The following is a 25,269-nucleotide window of genomic DNA, read 5'->3' as shown; positions in this document are numbered from 1 at the left end:
GAAACGTCGTGCGAGATGCGGGGTGCGGGGAGCGCGCGGCGTGGCAGGTAGGAGGAACGCCGTTCCGGGGCGGGGCCGCGGCCGGTCGCCGCGCGGGGGGTGTGCGCGGCGGCCGGCCGGGGGTGGCATCCCGGTGGGTCAGAGTGCCGACAGCTCGGTCAGCAGGTCGTCCAGGCCCAGGGAGCCCTGCGACAGGGCCGCCATATGCCACGCCTTCAGGTCGAAGTCCGCGCCGTGCCGGGCCCGGGCGGCCTCCCGGCCCTGGAGCCAGACCCGCTCGCCGAGCTTGTAGCCGATCGCCTGGCCCGGCATGCCCTGGTAGCGGACGATCTCGCTCTCGACGAAGTCCGCGGGGCGGCTGCTGTGCCGGGCGAAGAACTCGTGGGCCAGCCGCGGCGTCCAGCGCTCACCCGGGTGGAACGGCGAATCGGCCGGGATCCGCAGCTCCAGGTGCATGCCGATGTCGATGATGACCCGGACCGCGCGCATCATCTGCGCGTCGAGATAGCCCAGGCGCCGCTCCGGCGTCGTCAGGAAGCCCAGCTCGTCCATGAGCCGCTCGGCGTACAGGGCCCAGCCCTCGGCGTTGGCGCTGACCATCCCGACGGTGGTCTGGTAGCGCGACAGCCGGTCGGCGACGTGCGCCCACTGCGCGAGCTGGAGGTGGTGGCCGGGCACGCCCTCGTGGTACCAGGTGGACACCAGGTCGTACGCGGGGAAGCGGGTCTGGCCCATGGTCGGCAGCCAGGTGCGGCCCGGGCGGGAGAAGTCCAGCGACGGCTGGGTGTAGTACGGGGCGGCGGCGCTGCCCGGCGGGGCGATCCGGGACTCCACCCGGCGGACCCGCTCGGCCAGGTCGAAGTGGGTGCCGTCCAGCGCGTCGATCGCCTCGTCCATCAGCGACTGGAGCCACTGCCGGGTCTCCTCGACGCCCTCGACGGCCTCGCCGTGCTCATCGCACCAGGCCAGCGCCTCCCAGGGCGACGCGGCGCCGGGCAGCACCTTCTGCGCCTCGGCCTCCATCTCGGCCAGCAGCCGGTGGAACTCCGACCAGCCGTAGGCGTACGCCTCCTCGGGGTCGATGTCGGTGCCGTTGTAGTAGCGGGCGAGCCGGGCGTACCGCTCGCGGCCCACCACGTCCGGGGCGCCCTCGATCGCCGGGGCGTAGACGTCCCGGAACCAGTCGCGCAGCTCCACCAGGGCGCCGGTGGCGGCCTCGGCGGCCTCGTCCAGCTCGGCGCGCAGCGCCTCCGGGCCCGGCGCGGTGAACTCGGCGAACCAGCTCCGGCCGGTGCCGATCCACTCGCCGAGCTGGCCGATGACGGTGCTGACCTGGAGCGGGCCGGCCGGCAGGTCCTTCTCCAGCCCGGCCTGGAGGGCGGCGCGGTAGCCGCCCAGGGCGGCCGGTACGGCGCGCAGCCGCTGGGCGATCGCCGCCCAGTCCTCCTCGGTCTCGGCAGGGGTGAGGGTGAAGGCTTCCCGGACGTGGTGCAGCGGCGAGCTGAGGTTGCTGACCGTCCGCAGCCCCTCGCCGGCGTCGTGCACGGCGAGTTCGGCGGTGAGCCGTTCGCGCAGCAGCCGGGCGCAGATCTTCTCGGCGGGGCTGTCCGCGCCCGGCCGGGTCTCGGCCTCCGCGAGCCGGTCCAGCGTGGTGCGGGCGAGCCGCGCCACCGCCTCCTGCCCCTCGGGCGAGAAGTCGGGGAGCCTGCCGGAGCTCTCGGGGATCCCGAGGAAGGTGCCGGTGATCGGGTCCAGTTCGACGAGGGCGTCGACGTAGGCGTCGGCGACCTGGCGGGGCAGCGGACCGCCCGCGGGAGTAGTGGTAAGGGACATGCCCGCCATCCTCGTACGGATGGGCCCGCCGCGTCACCATCATTCCGGGGTACGTGCCTGTCGCGCCGCGGGGCGCCGCCGGGCCGCTCCGGGCGCGCGGGCGGACGGGGCCGCCGGGGCGCGGACGGACGCCCCGGCGGCCGGCCCGGTCCGCCGTCAGCCGCGCCGGGAACCGTCCCGCGCCCGCAGCGCCTCATCAGCGGCCTCCCGGTGCGCCGGGACGCCCCCCGGGCGCGCGGTGATCACGAGGGTGCCTTCCTCGATCTGGTAGTCCAGCGGGAGCCCCAGGCCGCGCATCGCCGCCACCATGCCGGTGTTGGACGCCTGGGTGACGGCGTAGACGCTCTCGCTGCCGGCCTCCTCGGCCATCGCCACCAGCCGCCGGAGCAGTTCCGTGCCGATGCCGCGGTGCTGCCAGGCGTCCTCCACCAGTAGCGCCACCTCGGTCTCGTCGCCGTCCCACAGCAGGTGGCCCAGCGCGACCAGCCGCCCGGAGGCGGTCTCGGCGGCCAGCGTGCGGCCGAACCGCGGGCTGAGCAGATGCCCCAGATAGCGGTCGGCGTCCGCCACCGGGCCGTGGTAGCGCCGGTCCAGGGTGCCGGTCGAGCAGCGCTGGTGCATCGCGCGGGCGGCGGCCAGATCGCCGGGGCCGGCCCGGCGGACGGTGATCTCGTTGCCCTCGGGGAGGGTCAGCACGTCGCGCCGCGGCGGCACCCGCTGGCCGAGCCGGCTGTCCAGCTCGACCAGGGCGCGGACCCGGGCGAACTCGGTGGGCGTGAACGGCACCTGCGGCCTTTCGATGGTGAGCGAACCCCCGGACGGGTCGCGGAACGTCATGGTGTGCTCCTCCAGCACGCCCTCGGCGGGCACCTCTTCGGCGAGCGGACGGCCCGACAGCGACCGGGCGGGCACCGAGTGGATGGTGCACCGGCCCAGCAACTGGCGCAGCGCCAGCGGGAGTTCGGCGGAATCCAGGGCCGTACGGGTGGCCAGGCCCAGCATCCGGGTCGGCGCGTCGACCAGGTCGTGCGCGTCGGCCCGCTCCAGCCAGCTGTGCCGGCCGCCCGCGCCGGCGACCGCGCGGGTCAGCTCCGCGGGCGGTATCCCGGCCGGGGCGCGCAGCAGGAACTCGTCGACCGTGCCGTCCGAGAGCGGGTGGGTCTGGAGGCTGAGGATGTCCACCCGGTGGGCGGCCAGCGCCGCGCACAGGGCGGCGAGGCTGCCCGGCTCGTCCCGGACGGTGGTGCGCATCCGCCACAGCGCCGTCCCCCGGCCGCCGGCCTGGGGGGCCGGTGCGGTGGGTGGTGCGGCGGTGCCGGTATCCGGGGCGGGTGTCGGGGGCGGGGCGTGATCGTGGCGGCGCGCCCACCACAGGTGGAAGCCGGTCGTGGCCAGCAGGGCCGCCGCGGCGGCGCACAGCAGCACCGGGCCGGAGGGGCCGTGGACGAGCGTGCCGGCGGCGGCGTGGGCCACCGCGACCGCGGTGAACAGGGCGGCGAGTTCGACGGCGTCCCGGCGCCAGTGGTGGCGCCGGGCGGAACGGCGGGAGGTCGCGTCAGTCATGCGGACAGCCTCGCGGACAGGTGTTGCCTCGTCGCCAACACCTTGTGTCCGACGGGTAAAACCAGGTAAGAACAGCAATCGGCGCATTGGCCTCTACTGCCCTACTCGTCCTGGTTGCAGCGTTTTGGTGAACAAGACCTCTCCACCCTCCTGGCACAGCCGCACCGTCAGCTCCCCGCTTCCCCCGTCGATCCCGACCTCGCCGAAGTACTGCGGACTCTCCGCCGGGGAGACGTTCGCACGGTCCGGTGCTTTGATGAACGGCCGCTCGGGCCCGAATGTTCCGTCGAGTTGCACGGCCGGAAAACCGCCCGCGTGCAGCGGCCCGGACACGAACTCCCAGAACGGCTCGAAGTCCTTGAACGCCGCCCGCTCCGGCGCGTAGTGCTGCGCCGAGGTGTAGTGCACGTCCGCGGTCAGCCAGAGCGTCCCGGTGATCCGCCGGTGCTTGATGAACCGCAGCAGCTCGGCGATCTGGAGCTCCCGCCCCAGCGGCGCCCCCGGGTCGCCCTGGGACACCGCCTCGAAGTTCGCCGGGCCGTCCGTGACGACCAGCCCCAGCGGCATGTCCGCGGCGATCACCTTCCACACCGCCCGCGACCGCGCCAGCTCCCGTTTGAGCCAGCGCAGCTGCTCCGCCCCGAGGATGCCCTGCGGGTCGTCGGTCTGCCGGTCAGGCGAGTTGGCGTTGCGGTACCGGCGCATGTCCAGCACGAACACGTCCAGCAGCGGGCCGTGCCGCAGCACCCGGTACACCCGGCCGCGGGCGTCCGGCCGCAGCGTACGGACCGGGAAGTACTCGCTGAACGCCCGCAGCGCACGGGCCGAGAGCACGTCCACGTCCTTGACCCGGTACCGGTCGTCGTCCAGCAGCTGCCCCGGATACCAGTTGTTGTGCACCTCGTGGTCGTCCCACTGGACGACCGTCGGCACCTGGGCGTTGAACCGGCGCAGATGCGCGTCCAGCAGGTTGTAGCGGAACGCCCCCCGGAACTCCGCCAGGGTTTCCGCGACCTTGGACTTCTCCTCCGTGGTCACGTTCCGCCAGATCCGCCCGTCGGGCAGGGTGACCCGCTCCGGGATCGGGCTGTCGGCGTAGATGTTGTCGCCGCTGCACAGGAAGAAGTCCGGGTTCCGGCGCCGCATGTCCTCGTAGATCCGGTAGCCGCCGTGCTCGGGGCTGATGCCCCAGCCCTGCCCGGCCAGGTCGCCGGACCATACGAACCGGACGTCGCGGCGGTCACCGGGCGCGGTGCGGAACGTGCCGTCCACCGGGTCCCCGGTACGCCGATGGTCCTCCGGGTCGGCCAGCAGCACCCGGTAGTGGATCTGCTCCCCGGACGGCAGCCCGTGCAGCGAGGTCACGCCGGTGAAGTCCGTACCGGGGCCGAGGAGCGGCCCCTGCCAGGTCCGGGCGTTCCGGAACGACTCCGTGGCGGCGGTCTGCACCATTATCCGGGCCGGCCGGTCGGACCGCACCCACACCAGCCCCGACGAGGCGGTCACATCGCCCGTCTGCACGCCCCAGGCGGCCCGCGGCCGCCCGCCGCGCACCAGCGCCGGGGCCGCCACCGCCGGGCCCGCCCCGGCCACCCCGGGCAGCGCCAGCGCCGCGGACCCCGCCGCCGCGCCCTGAAGGAGTCTGCGCCGCCCGAAGCCGCCACCGGAACCCCGCGCCATCTTCCACCTCCGTACCGCGTCCGACCGCATACGTCCCGTTGGTATCGCCGCCCGGTGCCCGGTGGGCGAACTCCCGGTGAACACCGGGCGGATGGCGGCTGTCCGGGGCGCCGGCGGACACGGCGGCACCGGGGCTCCCGGGCAGCACCCGGCTCCCGGGGGCGGTTCGCGCGCGCCGTTCAGTCCCCGGCCAGCCGCCCCAGCACCGCCACCCCGCGGCCGATCTCCGCCGGTGCCAGGTGCGCGTGCCCCAGCACCAGCCGCACCCGCCCGTCCGGCGTACGGACCGACGCGCGGCCGCCGGCCCAGGTGTACGCCGACAGCGGGCGGACCGCCAGTCCGGCGCGCCGGGCCCGGGCCAGGAACGCGTCCTCCGGGCCGTAGCGTTCCGGCAGCGCCACGATGGCGTGCAGTCCGGCGGCGATCCCGGTGACCGCGGCGCCCGGGCAGTGCGCGGCCAGCGCCGCGGCCAGCGCGTCCCGGCGCTCCCGGTAGGCGCGCTGGCAGCGGCGCAGCTGCCGGTCGTACTCCCCGCGCGCGATGAGGTCCGCCAGCAGCGCCTGGTCCAGCACCGGATTGCCCAGGTCCAGCAGCCGCTTGCGGGCCACCACCGCGTCGAGCAGCCGCTCCGGTACGACCAGCCAGCCCAGCCGCAGCCCCGGGGCCAGCGACTTGCTCACCGACCCGGTGTACGCCACCCGCTCCGGGTCCAGCCCTTGCAGCGCCCCGACCGGCGCCCGGTCGTACCGGAAATCGCCGTCGTAGTCGTCCTCGACCAGCAGCCCGTCCACCGACCGCGCCCAGCGCAGCAGTTCCTCCCTGCGGGCGGCCGGTACCGCCGTCCCGGTGGGGAACTGGTGCGACGGGGTCAGCACCGCGGTGCGCGCCCCGGAGGCCGCCAGCGCCACCGGATCGGGCCCGTCGTCGTCCAGCGGCACCGGGACGGCCGTGAGCCCGGCCGCCGCGAGCAGTTCCCGGTGCTCGGGGCTCCCCGGCTCCTCCAGGGCCACCGTCCGCTGCCCCGTCCCGTACACCGCCGCGCCCAGCAGCGTCATGGCCTGCGCCACCCCCGAACACACCACGACCCGCGCCGGATCGGCCACCACGCCGCGGCGGCGGACCAGCAACCGGGCCAGTTCGGCACGGAGTTCCGGGATGCCGCGCGGGTCGGGGTAGCCCAGCGCCCGGTGCGGCAGCCGGGCCACCGCCCTGCGGTGCGCGGCCGACCACGCGGCCCTCGGGAAGAGCGAGAGGTCCGGCGTCCCCGGGGTGAAGTCCGCGACCGCGGCCCCCGGGGAGCGGTCCGGGCATACGGGCTCGGCCTCGCCGGCCGGCACCGCACCGACCCGCCCCGGACCGCTCGGCCCGCTCGCCGCTCCCGTGCTGCCCGAGCCGGTCGCCCCGCTCACCCACGTGCCCGCGCCGCGCCGGCTGCGCAGATAGCCCTCCGCCGTCAACTGCTCGTACGCCTCGGTCACCAGCCCCCGCGAGACGCCCAGATCGGCGGCGAGCGCCCGCCCCGACGGCAGCCGCGTCCCGGCCGCCAGCCGCCCCGAGCGGACCGCGTCCCGCAGCGCCCCCTGGAGCACCCTGCCCCGCTGCCGGGGCGGCGCGGAGGCGGTCGGCAGCAGCAGCTCCCAGGCGGAGGACCAGGTGGGGTGCCGGGTGGCCCCGTCGTCCTCGTTGTCGGCTGACTGCAACTGCGCCTCCGCGTCTCCCCGTTGGCGGGAGGGCGAGGTAGTCAAGCCCGGATCCTCCCGGATCGCCGTGCCGCGTTCCGTCCCGTCCCGGGCTGTCCAGTCCCGTGCTGTCCCGTTCCGTTCGCCAAGTGGCCCCCGATGGTGCCACCGAAGTGGACCTTAAGCCGGGTCACCCGGTTGCCTAGCGTCCGTCTCATGGATCGGAACCACCTGCGCGGCGCGCTGCTCGCCGCCCTCGCCTGCCTCCTCGTCGGCGGCTCGTTCACCGCCAACAGCCTGCTCGGCGCCTACCCGTACGCCGGTGGCCAGGCCCTGCGCTACGGACTGGCGGCCGCCCTGCTGTTCGCCCTCCTGGGCCGCCGCGGCACCGCGCCGCTCCGTGTGCTGACGGCCCGCCAGTGGGCCCGGCTGACGCTGCTCGCCGCCATCGGGATGCTCGGCTTCAACCTCGCCATCCTGGCCGCCGAACGCACCGCGGAACCGGCGGTGCCCGGTGTGGTCGTCGGCTGTGCGCCGGTCGTCGTCGCCGTCCTGGCCCCCGCGCTCGCCGGACGCCGTCCGCGCCCCGCGGTCGTCCACGGGGCCCTCCTGGTCGCCGTGGGGGCCTTCGCCGTCCAGGGCTGGGGCCGCACCGACGGTCAGGGGCTGCTCTGGTCGGCGGCGGCGCTCTGCGGCGAGGTGGGCTTCGGTCTGCTCGCCGTCCCCGTCCTGCCCCCGCTCGGCCCGCGGCTGCTCTCCGCGGTGGCCTGCGCCCTCGCCGCCGCCGAGGCCGCCGTCCTCGGGCTCGTGGCGCAGGGCACGGACTGGCTGCGGCTGCCGGGGCCCGTGGAGGCCGCCGCGCTGGCCTGGCAGGCCGTCGTGGTGACCGTCGCCGGCTTCGTCTGCTGGTACGCGGGCATCCAGCGCATCGGCGCCGAACGGGCCGCGCTGTTCTCCGGCCTGATCCCGGTCTCCGCGGCGCTCACCGCCCCGTTGGCGGGCACGGGCGCTTACGGGGCGGGCCAACTGGGCGGCAGCCTCTTGGTGGGCGCGGGGGTCGCCCTCGGTTCGGGAGTGCTCCGGCGGGGACGGAAGCGGGTGGCCGTTGGGGTTACGGAGGCGGGAGGGGGCCGGGACGCGGACGCGGCGGAACGGCGTCCTGGAGGCCGCCCCGACGCGGGGGAGCGGCAATCCGGGGCGCACCCGGCCGTGGCGGGCGGGCGCCCCGGGGGCGGAGGGCGGTTCCCGCGTGCCAACCGGGGAGGGTGAGGAGGCGGCTGCCCGTCTTGCCTGGCGGCGCCGGGCCTGGTGCCAGGGGCCTCCCGGGTTCCCGGCCTTCCCCGTGGGCCGTTCCCTGGCCTGACTCTCCTCAGCCGCTCGCCAGTTGGGCGGCGGCAACCAGGCCGGTTCGGGGGCTGGTGAGTACCGGAGCGCCGTCGTCGTCCCCGAGCAGGTCGGCGGCGGGCGCCATGGACGCCTGGGCGAGGACCAGGGCGTCCAGGCCGCCGGCGGCGCGCAGCCGGCGGGCCGCGTCGGCCACCGCGGCCAGATAGCCCTCCTGGTCGCCGGACTCGAAGCGCTCCCAGGCGTGCGGTACGAGCAGCGTGCGGACCTCGGCGCGGCGTCCGGCCCGGTGGGCCTCCTCGGCGATCAGTTCCCCGGTGGGCGCGAGGGTGCTCGCCACGGCGGCGAGTACCGCGATCCGGGGGCCGGCCGCGACCGCGGCCGCGGCCATCGGGCGGTCCACCCGCAGCACCGGTACACCCAGGGCGGGTCCGGCCGCCTCGGCTACCGGGCCGAGCGTGGAGCAGGTGCACAGCGCCGCCCGCGCCCCGGCGCGCACCACCTCGCCGAGCGCCCCGGCGACCTCCTCCGCGACCCCTTCGGGCCCCAATTCCCGTGCCGCTGCCAGGAGTTCCGGTCGTACGAGATGGCGCAGGCGCAGTCCGGGCGCCTCGCCGTCGCGCAGGGCGTCGAAGACCGGGACGTGGACGGGCGAGGTGTGCAGGAGGGCCAGCATCCGGCGAGCGTAACGCCCCGGAAGGGGCGGGCCGCTCCAGGGCCGCTGCCAAGGTCGAGCCAGACCGGCGGCGGGGTGGGCGCGGTGCGGCGGCGCGGTGAGCGGCCGGAAACGGATGGGGCATTGGTCTTGACCAAGGGTGGGGTCGGTCATATCGTCGGGATACTGCAACAACCTTTAATAAAGAACCGCTCATTATTCGGATCCGGGTGGAGCCGGTGGCCGCCGGCCCCGGGGGATCCGGGGGAGCGCGGGCCCGTAGGGCGGGCCCGGCAGCCAGCGGACCCGGATGCGGGTCCATCGATCATCGGGCCCGGGGCGGGCCCGCGGCCTTGGGGGTGGGGACGACGCAGCTCGAAACGGCTCCGGAGCCCAAGTACTGGCATCTCAAAACCGTGCTCAGCGACGCGCTGGACACGGAGTTCTCGGTCGGCGAGATCCTGCCCAACGAGCGGGATCTGGCGGCCCGTTTCGGGGTTGCCCGGGCCACGCTCCGGCAGGCGCTGGAGCAGCTCGAACTGGAAGGCAGACTGCAGCGCCGCCGCGGTGTGGGCACCACCGTCGCACCGCCCCGGGTCGGCGTCGCCGTCGACCCCGCCCGGCATACGTGGCCCGGTGCCGCGGGTGACGACTGGCAGCCGGTCGCCGCCGAGGAGGCCGACACGGTGCCGTCCCCGGTGGCCCGCCTCCTGGAGAGCGCCCCCGGGGAGCCGGTCCACGTCGTGCGCCGCAGCCGCGTCTCGGCGGGCCGGCCGGTCGCCGCCGAGCTTCTCTACGTCCGGGCCGACGCGCTCCCCGGATGCGCCGCCGCGGCCGCCGGCGACCCCGCCGCGCGCGCCCGCGCGGTGCTGCGCGCCCTTCAGGCGCTGGACCTGGACGGCCAGGACCGCACCGTCGAACTGGGTTCGGCCAGTGCCGAGGACGCCAGGCAGCTGGACCGGCTGCCCGGTGCGCCCGTTCTCGTCGTCACCACCCGCTACGTCTCCGGCGGCCGGCCCACCGCCGTCGCGGTCTCCACCTACCGGGCGGACACCTGCCGGCTCACCTTCGGGGAGAGCGCGGTGGAGGAGCCCCAGCCGGCACTCGCCGGCTGACGCCCCGCCGCCCGCGGACAGCTGCCGCGTGGCCCGCCCCCCGGGGCGGGCCGGCCGGCTCCGGGGCGGGCCCACCGAGGCGGGCCCACCGGGGCGGGCCGACCAGGGCGGCGGGCAAGCGGGGGCACGCCCACCGGGGGCGCGCCCGCCGCGGCCCTTCACCCCCGCCCCGTCACCGTCCCCTCCACCGCGAAGAGTTCGCCCTCCACGTGGTCCAGGGCCAGCCGCAGCGCCCCGGTGGCGATCGCCGCCTGCCCCAGTTCCGACAGGACGACCTCCGGCGGCCGGAGGCAGTAGCGGGCCAGCTCCCGGCGCAGCGGCGGCAGGACGCCCGCCAGCCCGGAGGCCCAGCCGCCGACCACCACCAGCTCCGGGTCGAGGGCCAGGACCAGGGCCGCGACATCGTGCACCAGCCGCCGGATGAAGCGGCCCACCGCCTCGCGCGCATGCGCGTCGCCGTCCCGGGCCGCCGCGAACACCGCCGCGACCTGCGCCTCGTCCAGCGGGTGCAGCGGCTCCCCGGTGGTCGACAGCAGCGTCTCCGGGGCCGCCTCCCGGCCCAGCAGGTGCAGCGCCCCGATCTCGCCCGCCGCGCCGCCGAAGCCCCGGTGCAGCCGCCCCCCGATCAGCGACCCCGCCCCCGGACTCAGGCCCGCCAGGACGAACACCACATCGCCGGAGCCGGTCGCCGCGCCCTGCCAGTGCTCGGCCACCGCCGCGGCGTTGGCGTCGTTCTCCACCAGCACCGGGCACCGGAACGACCGCCGCAGCCGCTCGCCCAGCGGCAGTCCCGTCCACCCGGGGAGCGCGGTGCACAGCCGTACGGTGCCGTCCGCCTCCACGATCCCGGGGCCCGCCACCCCGACCGCCCGCAGCGAATCGCGGGCCACCCCCGCCCGGCGCAGCAGATCGGCCACCAACGCCCGTACCCGGTCCAGCCGTTCGTCGGCCGGCGCGGTCTCCGCCACGGTGCGCTGCGCGGAGTCCAGCACCCGGCCGCCGAGGTCGGAGAGCAGCGCCGCGACCCGGTGCGGGCCGATCTCGATGCCCAGCAGGTGCCCGGCCTCGGTACGGAAGCGGAACCGGCGGGCCGGCCGCCCCTGGCGCCGGATCTCGCCCTCCTCGGCGGCCGCCTCGGCCACCAGGCCGCCCTCGATGAGCCCCTCGATCACGCCCTCGACCGTTGGCCGGGACAGGCCGGTCACCTGGACGAGATCGGTGAGCGTGGGGGAGTCCGCGGCGCGCAGCGCGTGCAGCACCACCGCGGAGTTGATCCGTCGCAGCAGGGAGGGGTCCCCGCCGGTGAGCCGACCCAACGTCCGTCTCCTCGCCTCGCCTGTCTGGCGGATCGTAGCCGGTCAGCGGGTGTGCGGCGAGCCCCGGGCGGGGGCGGGCGGCGGGGCAGTGGCGGCCGCGCGGCGGCGGGTGCGGACCGCGGCGGACGGCCGGGTGGAAGGCCGGCGGAAGGCCGGCGGAAGGCCCGCGAGGGCCGCCGCACGGCCAATTGTCAGACCCCAGCGGTTTACTGACGGTATGACGAACGAACAGCGGCATGGACCGCGGCAGACCATCCGGACGACCACGGCGCCTGACCCCACACCCGACTCCGCGCCCGACCCCGCGCCGACCCCCACCTCGGCCCCCGCGCCGGCCCTGCCCGAGCCGCGCGGCGGGCCGCCCCCCGGCCGCACCGCCCTCGCCGCGCTCGACGCCTTACGCGCCCGGGCCTTCCCCGCGCGGCGGGAGCGGACGGCGGACGGCGAGAGCGGCCCCGGGTTCCACGTGGCCCCGGTGTGGACGAGCGGACCGCTCTGGGAGGCCGATCCGGCGGATGTGGCGGCGGCCCGCGAGGAGTGCGTGGCGCAGCTCGCCGCGCTGGTGGCCCAGGCGGCCGCGCGGTGGGGCGAGCCGGTCGTGCACGACCTCGCGGAGGCGTTGGAGCGCGGTGCGATGGGCCTGCCGGTGCCCGCGCCGCTGGACGTGCTGAGCGCGCTGGTGCCGCGGGTGTACGCCTGGCGGGACGACACCGGCCGCTGGCTCGCCCTCGGCGCGGACCAGGCCGGAGCCGACCGCGTCGGCGAGGGCGAGGCCGGAGCCGACCGCGCCGGTGAGGATCAGGTCGGCCTGGAGGGGTACGCGACAGGGCCGTGCCAAGTGGTGGCGGCGGTCGCGGCGGCACCACCGGGCGGCAAAATACCCGCCCCGTAGCGCCCTGCCACCGGCCCGCCGCCGTTCCCGCCCCGCCCGCCGGAAGCCCTCAGTCCGCCGTGCCCGCCCCGAACGCCGCGGCCCGCAGCCGCCCGTACTCCTCCGCCATCGTGGTGAGCGACCAATGGGCGTTCAGGCCACTGGGGTTGGGCAGGGCCCAGATGCGGGTCTCGCCCAGGGTGCGTTCCTGGGGGCCGATCGCGGCGTGCTTGTCGCCGAACGCGACGCGGTAGGCCGTGACGCCGGCGACCGCGAGCCAGCGCGGCCGCAGCCGGGCCACCTTCTCGGCCAGTATCCGGCCGCCCTCGCGGAATTCCTCCGGGGTCAGCTCGTCGGCCCGGGCGGTCGGCCGGGCCACGACATTGGTGATGCCCAGCCCGTGGTCGAGGAGTTCGGCCTGCTCGGCGGGGTGGAAGCGCCGCGGGGTGAAGCCGGCGGCGTGCAGGACGGGCCAGAAGCGGTTGCCGGGCCGGGCGAAGTGGTGCCCGGTGGCGGCCGTCATCAGCCCGGGGTTGATCCCGCAGAACAGCACCCGCAGCCCGCCCGCGACGACGTCGGGGACGACGCGGTCGCGGGCGGCCTCCAGTTGCTCAGGCGTGAAGCGCATACCGGTTCCGATGCGGAGGAGGACGCGTCAGAGGATCGCGCCGGGGGTGTAGGCCGCGGCCTCGGGGTGGCGCTTGGCGAGCTCCTCGATCCGGGCGACGACGGCCGCCACCTGGTCGCCGGCCGCGCCGGTGAAGGACAGCTTGTCCGCCATCAGGGCCTCCAGCTGCGCCTTGTCCAGCGGGATGCGGGAGTCGGCGGCCAGCTTGTCCAGCAGCTCGTTGCGCTCCACGCCCTGCTCGCGCATGGCCAGCGCCGAGGCGACCGCGTTCTCCTTGATCGCCTCGTGCGCCTCCTCGCGGCCCACACCGGCGCGGACGGCGCCCATGAGCACCTTGGTCGTGGCCAGGAAGGGGAGGTAGCGGTCCAGTTCGCGGGCGACCACGGCGGGGAAGGCACCGAACTCGTCGAGCACCGTCAGGAAGGTCTCCAGCAGGCCGTCCAGCGCGAAGAACGAATCCGGCAGCGCGACCCGGCGCACCACCGAGCAGGACACATCGCCCTCGTTCCACTGGTCGCCGGCCAGCTCGCCGGCCATCGAGGCGTAGCCGCGCAGGATGACCACCAGGCCGTTGACGCGCTCGCAGGAGCGGGTGTTCATCTTGTGCGGCATCGCCGAGGAGCCGACCTGGCCGGGCTTGAAGCCCTCGGTGACCAGCTCGTGCCCGGCCATCAGCCGGATGGTCTTCGCCAGCGACGAGGGCGCGGCGGCCAGCTGCACCAGCGAGGTCACCACCTCGTAGTCCAGGGACCGCGGGTAGACCTGGCCGACGGAGGTGAACGCCTGGCCGAAGCCGAGGTGGGCGGCGATCCGCTGCTCCAGCTCGGCGAGCTTGGCCGCGTCGCCGCCGAGCAGGTCGAGCATGTCCTGGGCGGTGCCGACCGGGCCCTTGATGCCGCGCAGCGGATAGCGGGTGAGCAGCTCCTCGACCCGGGCGACGGCGACCAGCAGCTCGTCGGCGGCGGTCGCGAAGCGCTTGCCCAGGGTGGTGGCCTGGGCGGCGACGTTGTGCGAGCGGCCGGCCATGACCAGCTCGGTGTGCTGGGCGGCCAGCGAGCCGAGACGGGCCAGCACCGCGACGGTGCGGTCCCGCACCAGCTCCAGCGACAGCCGCACCTGGAGCTGCTCGACGTTCTCGGTCAGATCGCGGGAGGTCATGCCCTTGTGGATCTGCTCGTGCCCGGCCAGGGCGTTGAACTCCTCGATCCGGGCCTTGACGTCGTGCCGGGTGACCTTCTCCCGCTCGGCGATCGAGGCCAGGTCGACGGTCTCCAGGACGCGTTCGTAGTCGGCGAGCGCCTGCTCGGGGACGTCCACCCCCAGGTCCTTCTGGGCGCGCAGCACCGCCAGCCACAGCTTCCGCTCCAGCTTGACCTTGTACTCGGGGGACCACAGCACGGCCAGCTGCGCGGAGGCGTAGCGGCCGGCCAGGACATTGGGGATGCGAGGCTTCGCAGACACAGCAGTCACGTGGGGAGAGTCTACTGGCGGTTCGCGCAGGCCAGCGCCCCGGTGCCGGTTGTGCGTTCCTCCAGGCCGCGGGCCGGGCCCCGGCCCGGGGGACGGTCGCCGGGCGCCGGCGGAATCACGTCTTCCGCGGGACGTCCTCGTCGTCCTCCGGCAGCCGCTCGCCCTCCGCCTGGGACGGCTGGGTGCGCATGGTCTCCGGGTGCCGCTGCTCGGCCGGATCCCGGTCCTCGTCCAGCCGCTCGCCCTCGGCCTGGGACGGGGTCGTGTACTCGTCGTACTGGCTCATCGCCGCCTCCGTACGATCGGGACATTTCGCCGCTAGGACGAGCGTAACGCCGGGAGGGAGGGGCGGTACCGGCCACGCCCGATGAGTGGCGAACACGCTGCTCAAGGGCCCCTCCGGGGTGCACCGGAGCCTTGGCCGGGCGCCGACAAGAAATGGTACAGACCGCCTCAAACCAGCCGCGCGGCTACGTACGCGCCCACGAGCGCAACCACGCGCTGCGGGGTCAGGGTTTGTCCGGCGCTCACCCACACCGCCTGACCGGCGGCAAGCGACATCTGACCTGGCCATCCCGGTGCGTGGCATGCCAAACGGCCACCACTGGCTCATACCTCTCCGAGGATCGCGGTCGGATCATCGGGCCGCGTCACGCGCAGACCGCTGCGGCCGCGCCGTCATCGCGGCAGCTGTCGCCCCGTGTGGAGGGGGTGGTCTTGCGGAAGGGGGCCGTAGTGCGCCGAAGCTCATCAACGATTCGGTGATCACTGATGTGATGTGGCATCGGATCGAGCCGCTGATGCCGCCCGATCCGGTCCGTGGATGAAGGCGGACCGATCACCGCCGGACCCTGGAGGCATGGGGAAGGACTCCATCCCTATAGGACGGCAGAACGTCGACGATTCCCTGGCGACCGCAGCCGTGGGGGGGCTGATCCGAAGATCCCGATGCGGAACCCGTAGCCCAGCTCGAGCACGCCTTGCTGAGCAGTTGTTCAGAACCACTCCCCACGAAGGGTTCCACGCTCGTCCTGGCAGGGCTGCTGGCTGCTGCTTCGGGGACGTGTCGTAGGTATGGGGAAGGACGGCAGGTGGTGTGCCGCGCCCTCCACTGCCTTGGCGGCGCGGTCGGGCAGGTCTTGCCACGGGCGGGGGTGAGTGACCGGTACGCCGGCCGCGCGTGCCTGGGCGGCGAGCCATCGGCCGTACAGCACGCTCACGCGCGCCCGGTGGCGCTGCGGTCCGGCTTCCGGTTCGCGGTGAAGGTAGTTGGCTGCCACCTGGTCCTCGTCGTCTTCGTGAAGGAAGACGGCACGGACCGGGCCGTGGGGCGTCGCCGGGCTGGGCAGGATGTAGTCACCCTCAAGGATCACCGGGGTGTCGGTGCTCACGTGGTTGGCCACCACCGCCTCGACCGCGGGCGCCAGCGCCCGGGCGATCGCGATCTGCCGCTCGACCACCGACTCGGGCGCCTGGTGGGCGGCCTCCGGGTGAGTGCGCCAGAAGTGGACCTCCGGCAGGTGTTCGGGCGAGGTCACCGCGAGGAGGGCCTCCACGATGTCGTCGACCTCCACGACGGGGACGCCGTACCGCCGCGCCAGCGCCCGCCCGACACCGGTCTTGCCCATCCCCGACGCGCCCCCGATGACGAGCACCCGCCAGCCGGGAAGGTCTCGTACCTCATCCGCTTCCTGCACACGGGCAGGCTAGCGGGGGCTCGATCGCGAGTGCACCGCATTAGTGAGGTGGTGTGCGCTGTGGGGCGGACGGGCTCAGCGGTGAGAGGCGGTTGGGCAGTTGGGGTTGCCGTTCGCTTGGAATTGTTCTTGGAGTTGTTCGGTGTGCCCGGCCCCGCAGCAGGCGGCCGTAAGGCCGGGGAGCGGGTGATCGTCGCTGGGAAGTGTGCTCGGCGCGCGTTCGGCTGCCGCGTCAGCCGTCGGCACCCCGGCTCGCCCCCTGCGGCAGATCGCGGCCTCCCGCCCAGAGATTGCTCGGCTCCGCCCGGAGCTCGCGCGGCTCCGCCCCGAGGTCCCGCGGCCCCGCTCCCAGGGCGTCGGTGCAGAGCTGGACGAACCATCGCAGTCCTGGGATCACGAGCAGCCAGCCCAGGACCGCCCACCCCAGGTGGAGATGGCCGAGCAGCCGGCCCAGCGCGGCGATGCCCTCGGCGCGGACGGTGCCGTCGGCCGTCTCGTAGGTCATCCGGCGCAGGGGGCGCGGGTGGTGCTCGGCGGGGACGAGTTCCAGCGCGACCGGCCGCCGGCGTGCCACCCAGCGGCCGAACTCGCTGCACGGACCGCAGCTCTCGGCGACGTACAGCCGGGCGGGGGCGCTGCCGCTCCAGGGCCGGAGCCGGGGCAGCCAGGCGGGCACGGCGGCGCGGTAGGCGGCCCAGGGCGCGCCGTGGACCGCCCGCATCCGGCCGCCCTCGTGCCAGGCGGCGAGCCCGGCGCCGTACGCGAACGCCGCGGCGGCCCCGGCGAGCAGCCGGAGATCGCGCGCCAGCAGGCCGAGCAGGAGGTAGGAGAGGACGATGGAGAGCTGCATGGGGTTGCGGACGTAGGCGTAGGGACCGCTGGTGACGAGCCGGCGCGGCGGATCGTAGGGCAGCGGGGTGCCGCCGCCGCGCTGGACGAACTCCCGGACGGCGACCGCCCCGAGCAGCAGCGGTACGGCGAGGAGCTGGGCGGTGAGCGCCCAGCCGGCCCGGCCGCCGGGCAGCGCGGGCCGGACGAGCGCGAGCGGCAGGGCGAGCATCAGGGCGCCGCTGAGCAGCAGCTGCGCGCCCGCGCGCAGGGCCAGGTGGCGATCGCGCACCGTCCAGCGGGCGAGCAGCAGCCCGGGGACGAGCACCAGCGCCACCGCGACCGCCTCCCCGGCGAGCCAGCCGCCGCCGAGCCGGACGACCGGCGCGGCCAGCGGCATGGCCGCCAGGTCGAACCACGCCAGCGCCGCGGCCAGCAGCGGCAGCCCGAACCGGTCGGCGCCGGCCAGGACGGGCAGCGCGCCCCACAGCAGCGCCCAGCCCAGCAGCAGGTCCACGGGGAGCCCGGCGGCCGTACCGCCGTCGGCGTGGAAGGTCCACCAGCCGCACGCGGTGGCGAGGAGGTTGACGGCCGGCAGCCCGACCGCGTTCCAGGAGGACGCCAGGAGCGCGGCGGCGAGCGTGCGCCGGTCCGGGGGCCGCCGCAGCGCCGCGGCCCCGGTGGCGAGGAGCGGGCCGAAGAGGCAGACGGCGCGGATGAGCGCGGGGTCGCCACCGGGGCCGGCGGTCATCGCGCGACCGGGCCGGCGGGCGCAGCGGCGGGGCGGGAGAAGGTGTCGGAGAGGTAGGCCGCGGCCTGCTCCATCCCGTACTGCTGGAGCGGGCCGAAGTACCAGCCGGGGTCGAAGGTGCGGCGGTAGCGCAGGGTCCAGGTGACCTCGGTGCGTCCGGAGGCGGCGGGCCGCCAGGTCACCGCGGCCGACCGGAGGTCGAGCCAGCGGGCCAGCGTGGTGTCCCGGGCGACGGTGAAGACGGCCCGGCCGGGGGTGTGCTCGGCGACCACCAGGCGCATCCCGCGCGGGGTCGGGTGCGACCCGATGCCCAGGGAGCGGTGCGGGTTGAAGGTGATCTGCCGGTGGTCCCCGGGGGCCAGGCCCGCGCCCTCGGAGCGCTGCGGGCGCGGGAAGGGGATCTGGAGGAAGACCGGTTCGGGCGCGGCGAAGCGCGGCGGCGCGGCCAGGGCCCGCTCGAACTCCCCGGGGCTCATCGCCACGGTCCGGGTCACCGACGCCGCGCCGTCGCGCGGCAGGTCGTACGCGCCGCTGCCCTCCAGGGCGAGCAGCGCGATCAGCGGCACGGTGGCGAAGGCGTGCGCCCGCCCGCCGCCGCTCTGGCCGCGGCGCGCGCGGCGGGCCGCCCAGTCCACCGGCGCGGCGATCAGCACGGCCATGAGGTAGAACAGCGGCGCCGCCATGATCAGGCACACCACGCCCTCGTCGAGCAGCGGCCCGGCGAGCGCGAGCCCGATGGTCACGGCGGCCAGGGCGGTGCCGGTGACGCTCTTGGGCCGGGACCCGATGGCCACCGCCAGGGCGATGACCGCGGGCAGGCCCACGTAGAACAGCGCGGTCTGCTCCAGATGGCCGGCGTGCAGCACCTTGTAGACCAGCATCGCCGCGAAGAGCGCCGCCAGGAACCAGACCAGCTGCCGGCGCGCCCGTGTCATGGGCCGGCGTCCTTCGGTCCCGTCCATCGTCCCCACCCCTGCTTCCGTTCGTCCGCGCACCGGGCGTACCGGTGGCGCATCGACCGCTCCGGCTGTTTCATCGAGCGATTTAACCACTTGATTAAACCGTATGATGAGGGCTCGGCGAAAGGACGGTCGATGACGGCGGAGCGCAGTGGTGGCAAGGGCCCTGACGGAACGAAGGATTCCGGGGCCGGGAAGCGGCAGCGGGCGGGCGGCGGGGCCGCGGACACCAAGGACCGGCTGATCGCGGCGGCCACCGCGGTCCTGAAGGAGCAGGGCTACGCCGGGACCAGCGCCCGGACGATCGCCAAGGAGGCCGGGGTCAACTCGGCGCTGGTCTTCTACCACTTCGGCGGGGTGGACCCGCTGCTGCTCGCGGCGCTGGACCGCTCGTCCGCCGAGCGGATGGCGCGGCACCGCGCCACGGTCGCCGGGGTCCGCACCCTGGAGGAGCTGGCCGAGGCCGCCACCCGCGTCTATCGCGACGACCTCGACGGCGGCCACATCACGCTGTTCTCGGAGCTGGTGGCCGCCGCGGTGGCCAAGCCGGAGCTGCGGGAGCCGCTGTCGGAACGGGCCGAGCCGTGGCTGCGCTTCATCGAGGAGACGCTCGACCGCGTGATCGGCGGCACCCCGCTGGCCCGTCTGACACCGCCCCGCGATCTGGCGAACGCGGCGATCACCTTCTACCTGGGCGTCAACCTCTTCACCGTGCTGGACGCCGACCGGTCGCGGACGGACTCGGTGTTCGCGATGGCCCGCCGGCTCGCGCCGCGCGCGAAACTGCTCACCGTGCGGATGCCGCGGCGGCGCCCCCGGACGGGGGAGTAGCCGACGGGCCTTTGGGTCACGGCGTCAGCGCCCCGGTATCACGGCGTCAGCGCCCGCCACCCCGTGACCGGCCCGGGCGCCGCCCCCTCCGCCGGGCTTATCCAGAACGGCACGCCCAGGTCCGGGCTCACCTGGGCGCCGGTGCGGCCGTCGCCGGAAGAGCGGCCGGTGATCCGGCGGCCGATCCACGGGATCAGGTGCTCCCGGGCGAAGCGCAGGTCGGCGGCGCGGCGGGCGGCCCAGCGGGGCGGGGCCGCGGGCGGCAGCGGGGCGTTCCAGTCGGATTCGGCGGGCAGCCCCAGGGCCTGCCAGACCGCCTCGGCGACCCGGCGGTGCCCCTCGGTGTTCAGATGCAGCCGGTCGTCGGCCCACAGCCGCGGGTCGGCCAGCGCCTCGGAGGCGTACAGGTCCACCACGACGGCGCCGTGCCGGGCGGCCAGCTCGTCGATCCGGGCGAACAGCCGCTCCATCCGGGGCCGGACGCGCTCCAGCACCGGCCCGCGCCGCCCGGGGCTGCGCATCAGCACCAGCTGCCCGCCGCCGCGCGCCAGCACCTCCGCGCAGTCCGCCAGCCGGGCGCACACCCGCTCCACATCGCACTTCGGGCGCAGTACGTCGTTGAGCCCGCCGACCAGCGTCACCAGGTCCGCGCCCATCGCGGCGGCCGGGCCGCACTGCTCGTCGGCGATCTGGTCGATGAGCTTGCCGCGCACCGCGAGATTGGCGTACCGGAAGGCGGGCGCGGCGACGTCGTCCGAGGGCCGGGGGAGGGCCGCGAGGCGGGCGGCGAGCAGGTCCGCCCAGCCCCGGTAGGAGCCGTCCGGGAGGCCGTCCGACATGCCTTCGGTGAAGCTGTCGCCCACCGCGACGAAACTCGTGTACCGCACAATCTTCTCCATGGCGCGGTGATCCTATCCCGCGGTGTACGGTCGTCTGCGGCCGGAGTGCGGGCCGAGGAGCGGTACGGAAAGGCAGAGGTGGGCGTGGGATGAGTCCCCGGCGGAGCGCGGACCCGGAGGCGGCGACGTTCACCGAGCGGGCCCGGCGGCAGCAGTTGATCGAGTGCACCATCGATCTGATCTCCACCCGCGGCTATCCGGCCACCTCGCTCTCCGCGATCGCCGAGCGCGCCGGGGTGTCCAAGGCCGCGGTGCTCTACCACTTCACCTCGAAGGACAACCTCACCCGCGCCGCGCTGACGCAGGTCATGGCGGAGTTCTCCGGCTACGTCCGCGAGCGGGTGGAGCGCGCCCCGGACCCGCTGGCCGCGCTCCTCGCGTACGTCCGCGCGATGATCGGCTACCAGCGGGACCACCGCCGCCACGTCCGGGTGATCACCGAGATGCTGCTCGACGACGACGGCGGCACCCGCCTGAAGACGCCCGGCTCGCACGACACCCACGACCGCTGGCAGGGCCTCGCCGCACTCCTGACGGAGGGTCAGGAGGCGGGTGTGCTGCGGGAGTTCGACACCCGCACGGTGGCGCTGGCGATCGGCGGCGCGATCGACGGGGTGATCAGCCACTGGCTCGTCCACCCGGACCTCGACCTGGACGCCGCCGCCGCGGAACTGGAGACCTTCACCCTCAACGCGGTCGCGCCCCGGGGCTGACCCGGGCGAAGTCGGGGGTCGGCTCGGGCCGGATGCCGATCCCGCCGAGGTAGCCGGTGACGGTCCGCAGCGGGGGCACCCGCCGCAGCAGCCGCATCGGCACCGGCAGCCGGTCGCCGCGCAGGGTGCCGTCGAGCGCGGACTTGATCATCGCGTGCTCGCCCCGCTGCGACGCCTGGACCACCGCCATCGGCCACTCCCGGCGCCGCTGCACCCGGGCCAGGTCCGCGTCGCCGACCGTGCCGCGGCGCAGCGGCCCGGCCAGGATCCGGGCGGCGGCCACCGCGTCCTGGAGCGCGAGGTTGACGCCGACGCCGCCGACCGGCGACATGGTGTGCGCGGCGTCCCCGAGGCACAGCAGGCCGGGCCGGTGCCAGCGCGGCAGCCGCCCGAACGTCACCTCCAGCAGCTTGACCTCGTCCCAGGAGCCGATGGTGCCGGTCACCCCGGCGTCCCAGCCGAACAGCGTGCCCAGCCGGTCGCGCAGCCACTGGATGCCGTGGCCGCGCAGCGCGGCGTCCTGCCCCTTGGGGATCAGGTACGAGGTCTGGAAGTAGTCCCCGCGGTCCATGGTGACCGCGGCCTGGCCGCCGCCGAACCGGCCGAAGACCCGGCCGCCCTTGAGGGCGTCGGCCGGCGCGTCCACCCGGATCTGCCAGACGTCCATCGGGACGTCGAAGGACCGCTGCCGCAGCCCGGCGGCCGCCCGGATCGCCGAGTCCCGGCCGTCGCAGGCGACGACCAGGTCCGCGGCCAGCTCCCCGGGCGCGCCGTGCTCGTCGGTGAAGCGGACGCCGGTCACCCGGCCGCCGCTGGTGCGCAGCCCGGTGGCCCGGGTGCGCATCCGCAGGGTGAACGACGGCTCCCGGGCGGCCGCGCCGGCCAGCAGGTTGAGGAAGTCCCACTGCGGGACCATCGCGAAGTACTTGTGCCGGCCCGGGATGCGCCGCATATCGGCCATCACCACGGTCGTGCCGCCGACCTGGACGCGCATCTCCTCCAGTTTCGGGAACGGCAGCCGGGCGAACGCGGCGCCCAGCCCGAGGTCGTCCAGGAGGTTCAGGGTGGACGGGTGGACGGTGTCGCCGCGGAAGTCGCGCAGGAAGTCGCCGTGCTTCTCCAGGACGGTCACCTCGATCCCGGCCCTGGCCAGCAGCAGGCCGAGCATCATGCCGGCCGGGCCGCCGCCCACCACGCAGCATGTCGTGCGGTCCATTGTGTTGCCCCCTCGTCGCGTACGCGTACGGATGCGTGACCGGGCGGCCGCGGCGGGGTACGCGCAGGCGACTGACCGATCGGTCAGCAATCTAACCGATCGGTCAGTGAGGGGTTTTCCGGGGGCCGCTTTCCGGGGCGTTCCGGGGCCGTTCGGGGCCGGTCGCCCGCCGCCCGGCCGCGGCGGCCGGGCGGAACCGGATCAGCCGGTCTGCTGCTGGAGGACCAGTTCCCGCAGGACGTCCTCCATGGTCACCAGCCCGGCCAGCTTGCCGTCGTCGCCGATCGCCGCGGCCAGGTGCGTCCGCGACCCGCGCATCGCGGTCAGCACGTCGTCCAGCGGCGTCGCCGCCCGCACCCGGGCGATCGGGCGCAGCGCCGACACCGGGAACGGCGCGGTCCGCCGGGTGGCGTCCAGCGCGTCCTTGACGTGCAGATAGCCCAGGATCCGGCGGGTGTCGTCGACGACCGGGAAGCGCGAGAAACCGGACCGGGCGGCCAGCTCCTCCAGCTCCTCCGCGGTGATCCCGATCCGCGCCGAGACCACCTGATCCACCGGCAGGACCACGTCCCGCACCGGGCGGCGGCCCAGCTCCAGGGCGTCCCGCAGCCGCTCCTGGGCCCGCTCGTCGAGCAGTCCGGCGGCTCGCGAGTCCTCCACCATCTGGGCCAGCTGGGCGTCCGAGAAGGTGGCCGCGACCTCGTCCCGGGTCTCCACCCGCAGCAGCCGCAGCGCGCTGTTGGCCAGCGCGTTCACCGCGAAGATCACCGGGCGCAGGGCGCGGGCCAGCGCCACCAGCGGCGGCCCCAGCAGCAGCGCGCTGCGCACCGGCTCGGCCAGCGCCACGTTCTTCGGCACCATCTCGCCGAAGAGCATGTGCAGATACGTCGCCACGGCCAGCGCGATCACGAACGACACCGGGTGGATCAGCGCGTCCGGCAGCCCCACCGCGTCGAACAGCGGGGTCAGCAGATGCGCGATGGCCGGTTCGGCGACCGCGCCCAGCACCAGCGTGCACAGCGTGATGCCCAGCTGGGCCGCGGCCAGCAGCGCCGAGACGTGCTGGAGCCCCCACAGCACCCGGCCCGCCCGGCGGTCGCCGGCCTCCGCGTGCGGTTCGATCTGGCTGCGCCGCACCGAGATCAGCGCGAACTCGGCGCCCACGAAGAAGGCGTTGACGACCAGGGTCAGCAGACCGATCAGCAACTGGATCGCGGTCATCGGCGGGCCTCCTCGGCCTGCGCGGTACCGGCCGGCGGGGCGTGCAGCAGCACCCGGGCCGCGCGGTGGCCGGACGCGTCCAGCACGTCCAGCGCCCAGCCCGCGACCTGGAGCTTGTCGCCGGGGCGCGGGATGCGGCCGAGCTCGGTGGCGATCAGCCCGGCCAGCGTCTCGTACGGGCCCTCGGGGAGCCGCAGGCCGATCCGCTCCAGCTGGTCGGCGCGGGCGGCGCCGTCGGCGTGGTAGACCGCCCGCCCCTCGGCGTCCCGGCCGGCCGGGGCCAGATCCGGGATCTCCAGCGGGTCGTGCTCGTCGCGGACCTCGCCGACCACCTCCTCGACGATGTCTTCCAGCGTGGCCACCCCGGCCGTACCGCCGTACTCGTCGATGACCACCGCCATCGTCCGCCGGCCGGACAGCCGGTCCAGCAGCCGGTCGACGGTCAGCGTCTCGGGCACCAGCAGCGGCTCCCGCAGCAGCTCGGAGACCGGGTGGCGGGGGCGCAGCCCGGCCGGGACGGCCAGGACGTCCTTGATGTGCGCGACACCGACGACGCTGTCGAGGCTGCCGCGGTAGACGGGGAAGCGGGACAGGCCGGTGGCCCGGGTGGCGTTGGCGACGTCCTCGGCGGTGGACTGCACGTCCAGCGCGATCACCTGCACCCGCGGGGTCATGACGTTCTCCGCCGTCAGGTCGGCGAGGTTGAGGGTGCGGACGAACAACTCGGCGGTGTCCGCCTCCAGGGCGCCCTCCCGCGCGGAGTGCCGGGCCAGCGCCACCAGCTCCTGCGGGCCGCGCGCCGACGCCAGTTCCTCGGCGGGCTCCAGGCCCAGCCGGCGGACGGTGCGGTTGGCGGTGTTGTTCAGATGCCGGATCAGCGGCCGGAAGGCGGCGCTGAACGCGCGCTGGGCGGTGGCCACCCGCTTGGCGATGGCCAGCGGACTGGAGATCGCCCAGTTCTTGGGCACCAGCTCGCCGACGACCATCAGGACGACGGTGGACACCGCCGTGCCCAGGACCAGCGCGACCGAGTCCGCCGCCGACCGGGACAGCCCGATCGCGGTCAGCGGCCCGGACAGCAGCGTGGCGATGGCGGGTTTGGCGAGCATGCCGATGAGCAGGCCCGTCACCGTGATGCCGAGCTGGGCGCCGGAGAGCTGGAAGGTCAGGCTCCGGACCGCCGTCAGGGCGCTGTCCGCGCCCCGCTCGCCGCGCGCCACGGCCCGTTCGAGGTCGCCGCGCTCCACGGTCGTCAGCGAGAACTCCGCCGCGACGAAGACACCGCAGGCCAGGGTCAGCGCGAGCGCCACGGCCAGCAGGAGCAGGTCGGTCATCGGGTCACCTCCGTCCCATGGTCGGACACGTTCGGGAGGTTCGCGCCCCGTCGCAGGGACGCTCGACAACTGGGAGGCTCGGCCATGGCCGGACGCTCACACACCTTTCACCGGAAGCGGGTCCCGGGCCGTGTACCCGGGGACTCCAGGGTAAAGGCACGGCAAAGTGCGCCGGGGTGGCGCAGCTCACGCGGGCTGGCGCCACCCCGGCCGGCCGCTCAGCCGGTGAGCGGCTTCACCCAGCGGGTCCACTGCGGCTCGGGCCCGTAGCCGGCCGCCCGCCAGGCGTGGTGCGCGAGGTCGTTGCGGTCCAGCACCATCGCGTCCGCGCGCCGGCCGCCGAGCGCGGCGAACCGCTCCTCGGCCGCCGCCAGCAGCGCCCCGCCGATCCCGCGCCGCCGGTGGTCCGGGTGGACGGCGAGGCGGTACAGATGGCAGCGCCAGCCGTCGAACCCGGCGATCACCGTGCCCACCAGCTCCCCGCCCCGCTCGGCCAGCAGCAGCGCCTCCGGATCGCGCGCCACCAGCCGGGCCACCCCGTCGGTGTCGTCGCTGATGCTGGTGCCCTCGGCGGCCGTCTTCCAGAAGGCCAGGACGGTGTCGAGATCGGCCGGCGTCGCGGCCCGGACCTGAAGATCATTCATACCGGGATCCCATCACCGGCGC

22 protein-coding genes are annotated in these 25,269 nt (G+C 75.3%); 5 read left to right on the top strand and 17 right to left on the bottom strand.

The window, feature by feature from the left end; translation table 11 throughout:
- Positions 1–138: 138 nt before the first annotated feature.
- From ADL22_RS08170 to ADL22_RS08155, 4 genes are all read right to left on the bottom strand, one after another.
- Positions 139–1,833 carry a DUF885 domain-containing protein gene (locus ADL22_RS08170; protein WP_066975228.1) on the bottom strand — a complete coding sequence of 565 codons (1,695 nt, stop codon included), beginning with the start codon at positions 1,831–1,833 and terminating at the stop codon, positions 139–141.
- A gap of 156 nt (positions 1,834–1,989) precedes the next feature.
- Positions 1,990–3,396: a GNAT family N-acetyltransferase gene (locus tag ADL22_RS08165; RefSeq protein ID WP_066975227.1), complete on the bottom strand. Its 1,407-nt coding sequence runs from the start codon at positions 3,394–3,396 to the stop codon at positions 1,990–1,992.
- Between the two features lie 93 nt (positions 3,397–3,489).
- Positions 3,490–5,076 carry an alkaline phosphatase D family protein gene (locus tag ADL22_RS08160; RefSeq protein WP_066975225.1) on the bottom strand — a complete coding sequence of 529 codons (1,587 nt, stop codon included), beginning with the start codon at positions 5,074–5,076 and terminating at the stop codon, positions 3,490–3,492.
- Positions 5,077–5,255: 179 nt separating this feature from the next.
- On the bottom strand, positions 5,256–6,776 hold the full coding sequence (locus ADL22_RS08155) for a PLP-dependent aminotransferase family protein (RefSeq protein ID WP_066975223.1): 1,521 nt from the start codon (positions 6,774–6,776) through the stop codon (positions 5,256–5,258).
- A gap of 195 nt (positions 6,777–6,971) precedes the next feature.
- Between ADL22_RS08155 and ADL22_RS08150 the strand changes: the two genes are divergently transcribed.
- The gene (locus ADL22_RS08150) at positions 6,972–8,024 is read left to right on the top strand and encodes a DMT family transporter (RefSeq protein ID WP_079063939.1); all 1,053 of its coding nucleotides are present in this window, start codon (positions 6,972–6,974) and stop codon (positions 8,022–8,024) included.
- Between the two features lie 100 nt (positions 8,025–8,124).
- On the opposite strand, the gene ADL22_RS08145 is transcribed toward ADL22_RS08150, so the two are convergent.
- The gene (locus tag ADL22_RS08145; RefSeq protein WP_066975221.1) at positions 8,125–8,775 is read right to left on the bottom strand and encodes an aspartate/glutamate racemase family protein; all 651 of its coding nucleotides are present in this window, start codon (positions 8,773–8,775) and stop codon (positions 8,125–8,127) included.
- A gap of 338 nt (positions 8,776–9,113) precedes the next feature.
- Here ADL22_RS08145 and ADL22_RS08140 point away from each other — a divergent pair, with 338 nt between their 5' ends.
- Positions 9,114–9,869: a GntR family transcriptional regulator gene (locus ADL22_RS08140; protein WP_066975219.1), complete on the top strand. Its 756-nt coding sequence runs from the start codon at positions 9,114–9,116 to the stop codon at positions 9,867–9,869.
- Positions 9,870–10,027: 158 nt separating this feature from the next.
- On the opposite strand, the gene ADL22_RS08135 is transcribed toward ADL22_RS08140, so the two are convergent.
- On the bottom strand, positions 10,028–11,185 hold the full coding sequence (locus ADL22_RS08135) for an ROK family transcriptional regulator (RefSeq protein ID WP_079063938.1): 1,158 nt from the start codon (positions 11,183–11,185) through the stop codon (positions 10,028–10,030).
- Positions 11,186–11,402: 217 nt separating this feature from the next.
- On the opposite strand from ADL22_RS08135, the gene ADL22_RS34580 reads away from it, so the two are divergent.
- Complete coding sequence (locus ADL22_RS34580) at positions 11,403–12,077, top strand: hypothetical protein (RefSeq protein WP_066975216.1); 675 nt, start codon at positions 11,403–11,405, stop codon at positions 12,075–12,077.
- A 49-nt stretch (positions 12,078–12,126) separates the two neighbouring features.
- On the opposite strand, the gene mug is transcribed toward ADL22_RS34580, so the two are convergent.
- The 6 genes from mug to ADL22_RS08105 form a co-directional block, all read right to left on the bottom strand.
- A complete protein-coding gene (gene mug / locus ADL22_RS08125) occupies positions 12,127–12,684 on the bottom strand; it encodes a G/U mismatch-specific DNA glycosylase (protein WP_066975214.1) in 558 nt (185 codons plus the stop codon).
- A 27-nt stretch (positions 12,685–12,711) separates the two neighbouring features.
- The gene (purB, locus tag ADL22_RS08120; protein WP_066975212.1) at positions 12,712–14,145 is read right to left on the bottom strand and encodes an adenylosuccinate lyase; all 1,434 of its coding nucleotides are present in this window, start codon (positions 14,143–14,145) and stop codon (positions 12,712–12,714) included.
- A gap of 124 nt (positions 14,146–14,269) precedes the next feature.
- The gene (locus ADL22_RS35690; protein ID WP_199836245.1) at positions 14,270–14,440 is read right to left on the bottom strand and encodes a hypothetical protein; all 171 of its coding nucleotides are present in this window, start codon (positions 14,438–14,440) and stop codon (positions 14,270–14,272) included.
- 709 nt (positions 14,441–15,149) lie between these two features.
- A complete protein-coding gene (locus tag ADL22_RS08115; protein ID WP_234430589.1) occupies positions 15,150–15,851 on the bottom strand; it encodes a hypothetical protein in 702 nt (233 codons plus the stop codon).
- Between the two features lie 232 nt (positions 15,852–16,083).
- Positions 16,084–17,430, bottom strand: coding sequence for a methyltransferase family protein (locus ADL22_RS08110; RefSeq protein ID WP_066975210.1), 1,347 nt, complete (start codon positions 17,428–17,430; stop codon positions 16,084–16,086).
- A complete protein-coding gene (locus ADL22_RS08105; RefSeq protein ID WP_079063935.1) occupies positions 17,427–18,365 on the bottom strand; it encodes a hypothetical protein in 939 nt (312 codons plus the stop codon). The genes ADL22_RS08110 and ADL22_RS08105 overlap by 4 nt, the downstream gene beginning before the upstream one ends.
- 159 nt (positions 18,366–18,524) lie before the next feature.
- Here ADL22_RS08105 and ADL22_RS08100 point away from each other — a divergent pair, with 159 nt between their 5' ends.
- Positions 18,525–19,220 carry a TetR/AcrR family transcriptional regulator gene (locus tag ADL22_RS08100; protein ID WP_079063934.1) on the top strand — a complete coding sequence of 232 codons (696 nt, stop codon included), beginning with the start codon at positions 18,525–18,527 and terminating at the stop codon, positions 19,218–19,220.
- Between the two features lie 38 nt (positions 19,221–19,258).
- Here the strand turns inward: ADL22_RS08100 and ADL22_RS08095 are convergent, their stop codons facing one another.
- Positions 19,259–20,119, bottom strand: coding sequence for an SGNH/GDSL hydrolase family protein (locus ADL22_RS08095; protein ID WP_066975208.1), 861 nt, complete (start codon positions 20,117–20,119; stop codon positions 19,259–19,261).
- A gap of 89 nt (positions 20,120–20,208) precedes the next feature.
- Here ADL22_RS08095 and ADL22_RS08090 point away from each other — a divergent pair, with 89 nt between their 5' ends.
- On the top strand, positions 20,209–20,832 hold the full coding sequence (locus ADL22_RS08090; protein WP_066975206.1) for a TetR/AcrR family transcriptional regulator: 624 nt from the start codon (positions 20,209–20,211) through the stop codon (positions 20,830–20,832).
- Here the strand turns inward: ADL22_RS08090 and ADL22_RS08085 are convergent.
- The 4 genes from ADL22_RS08085 to ADL22_RS08070 all read right to left on the bottom strand — a co-directional run bounded on the left by ADL22_RS08085 (position 20,807) and on the right by ADL22_RS08070 (position 25,247).
- Positions 20,807–22,048: an FAD-dependent oxidoreductase gene (locus tag ADL22_RS08085; RefSeq protein WP_079063933.1), complete on the bottom strand. Its 1,242-nt coding sequence runs from the start codon at positions 22,046–22,048 to the stop codon at positions 20,807–20,809. The two genes, ADL22_RS08090 and ADL22_RS08085, sit on opposite strands and share 26 nt — an antisense overlap.
- A 201-nt stretch (positions 22,049–22,249) precedes the next feature.
- On the bottom strand, positions 22,250–23,269 hold the full coding sequence (locus ADL22_RS08080; RefSeq protein ID WP_066975204.1) for a hemolysin family protein: 1,020 nt from the start codon (positions 23,267–23,269) through the stop codon (positions 22,250–22,252).
- On the bottom strand, positions 23,266–24,603 hold the full coding sequence (locus ADL22_RS08075; protein WP_066975202.1) for a hemolysin family protein: 1,338 nt from the start codon (positions 24,601–24,603) through the stop codon (positions 23,266–23,268). Before ADL22_RS08075 ends, ADL22_RS08080 begins: the two co-directional genes overlap by 4 nt.
- A gap of 218 nt (positions 24,604–24,821) precedes the next feature.
- Complete coding sequence (locus ADL22_RS08070) at positions 24,822–25,247, bottom strand: GNAT family N-acetyltransferase (protein ID WP_066975200.1); 426 nt, start codon at positions 25,245–25,247, stop codon at positions 24,822–24,824.
- Positions 25,248–25,269 lie beyond the last annotated feature (22 nt).

Origin of the sequence: Streptomyces sp. NRRL F-4489, from assembly GCF_001509485.1 — a bacterium.
In the GTDB taxonomy this organism is placed as follows: domain Bacteria; phylum Actinomycetota; class Actinomycetes; order Streptomycetales; family Streptomycetaceae; genus Streptomyces.
This window is presented reverse-complemented; position numbering and strand designations above follow the sequence as displayed.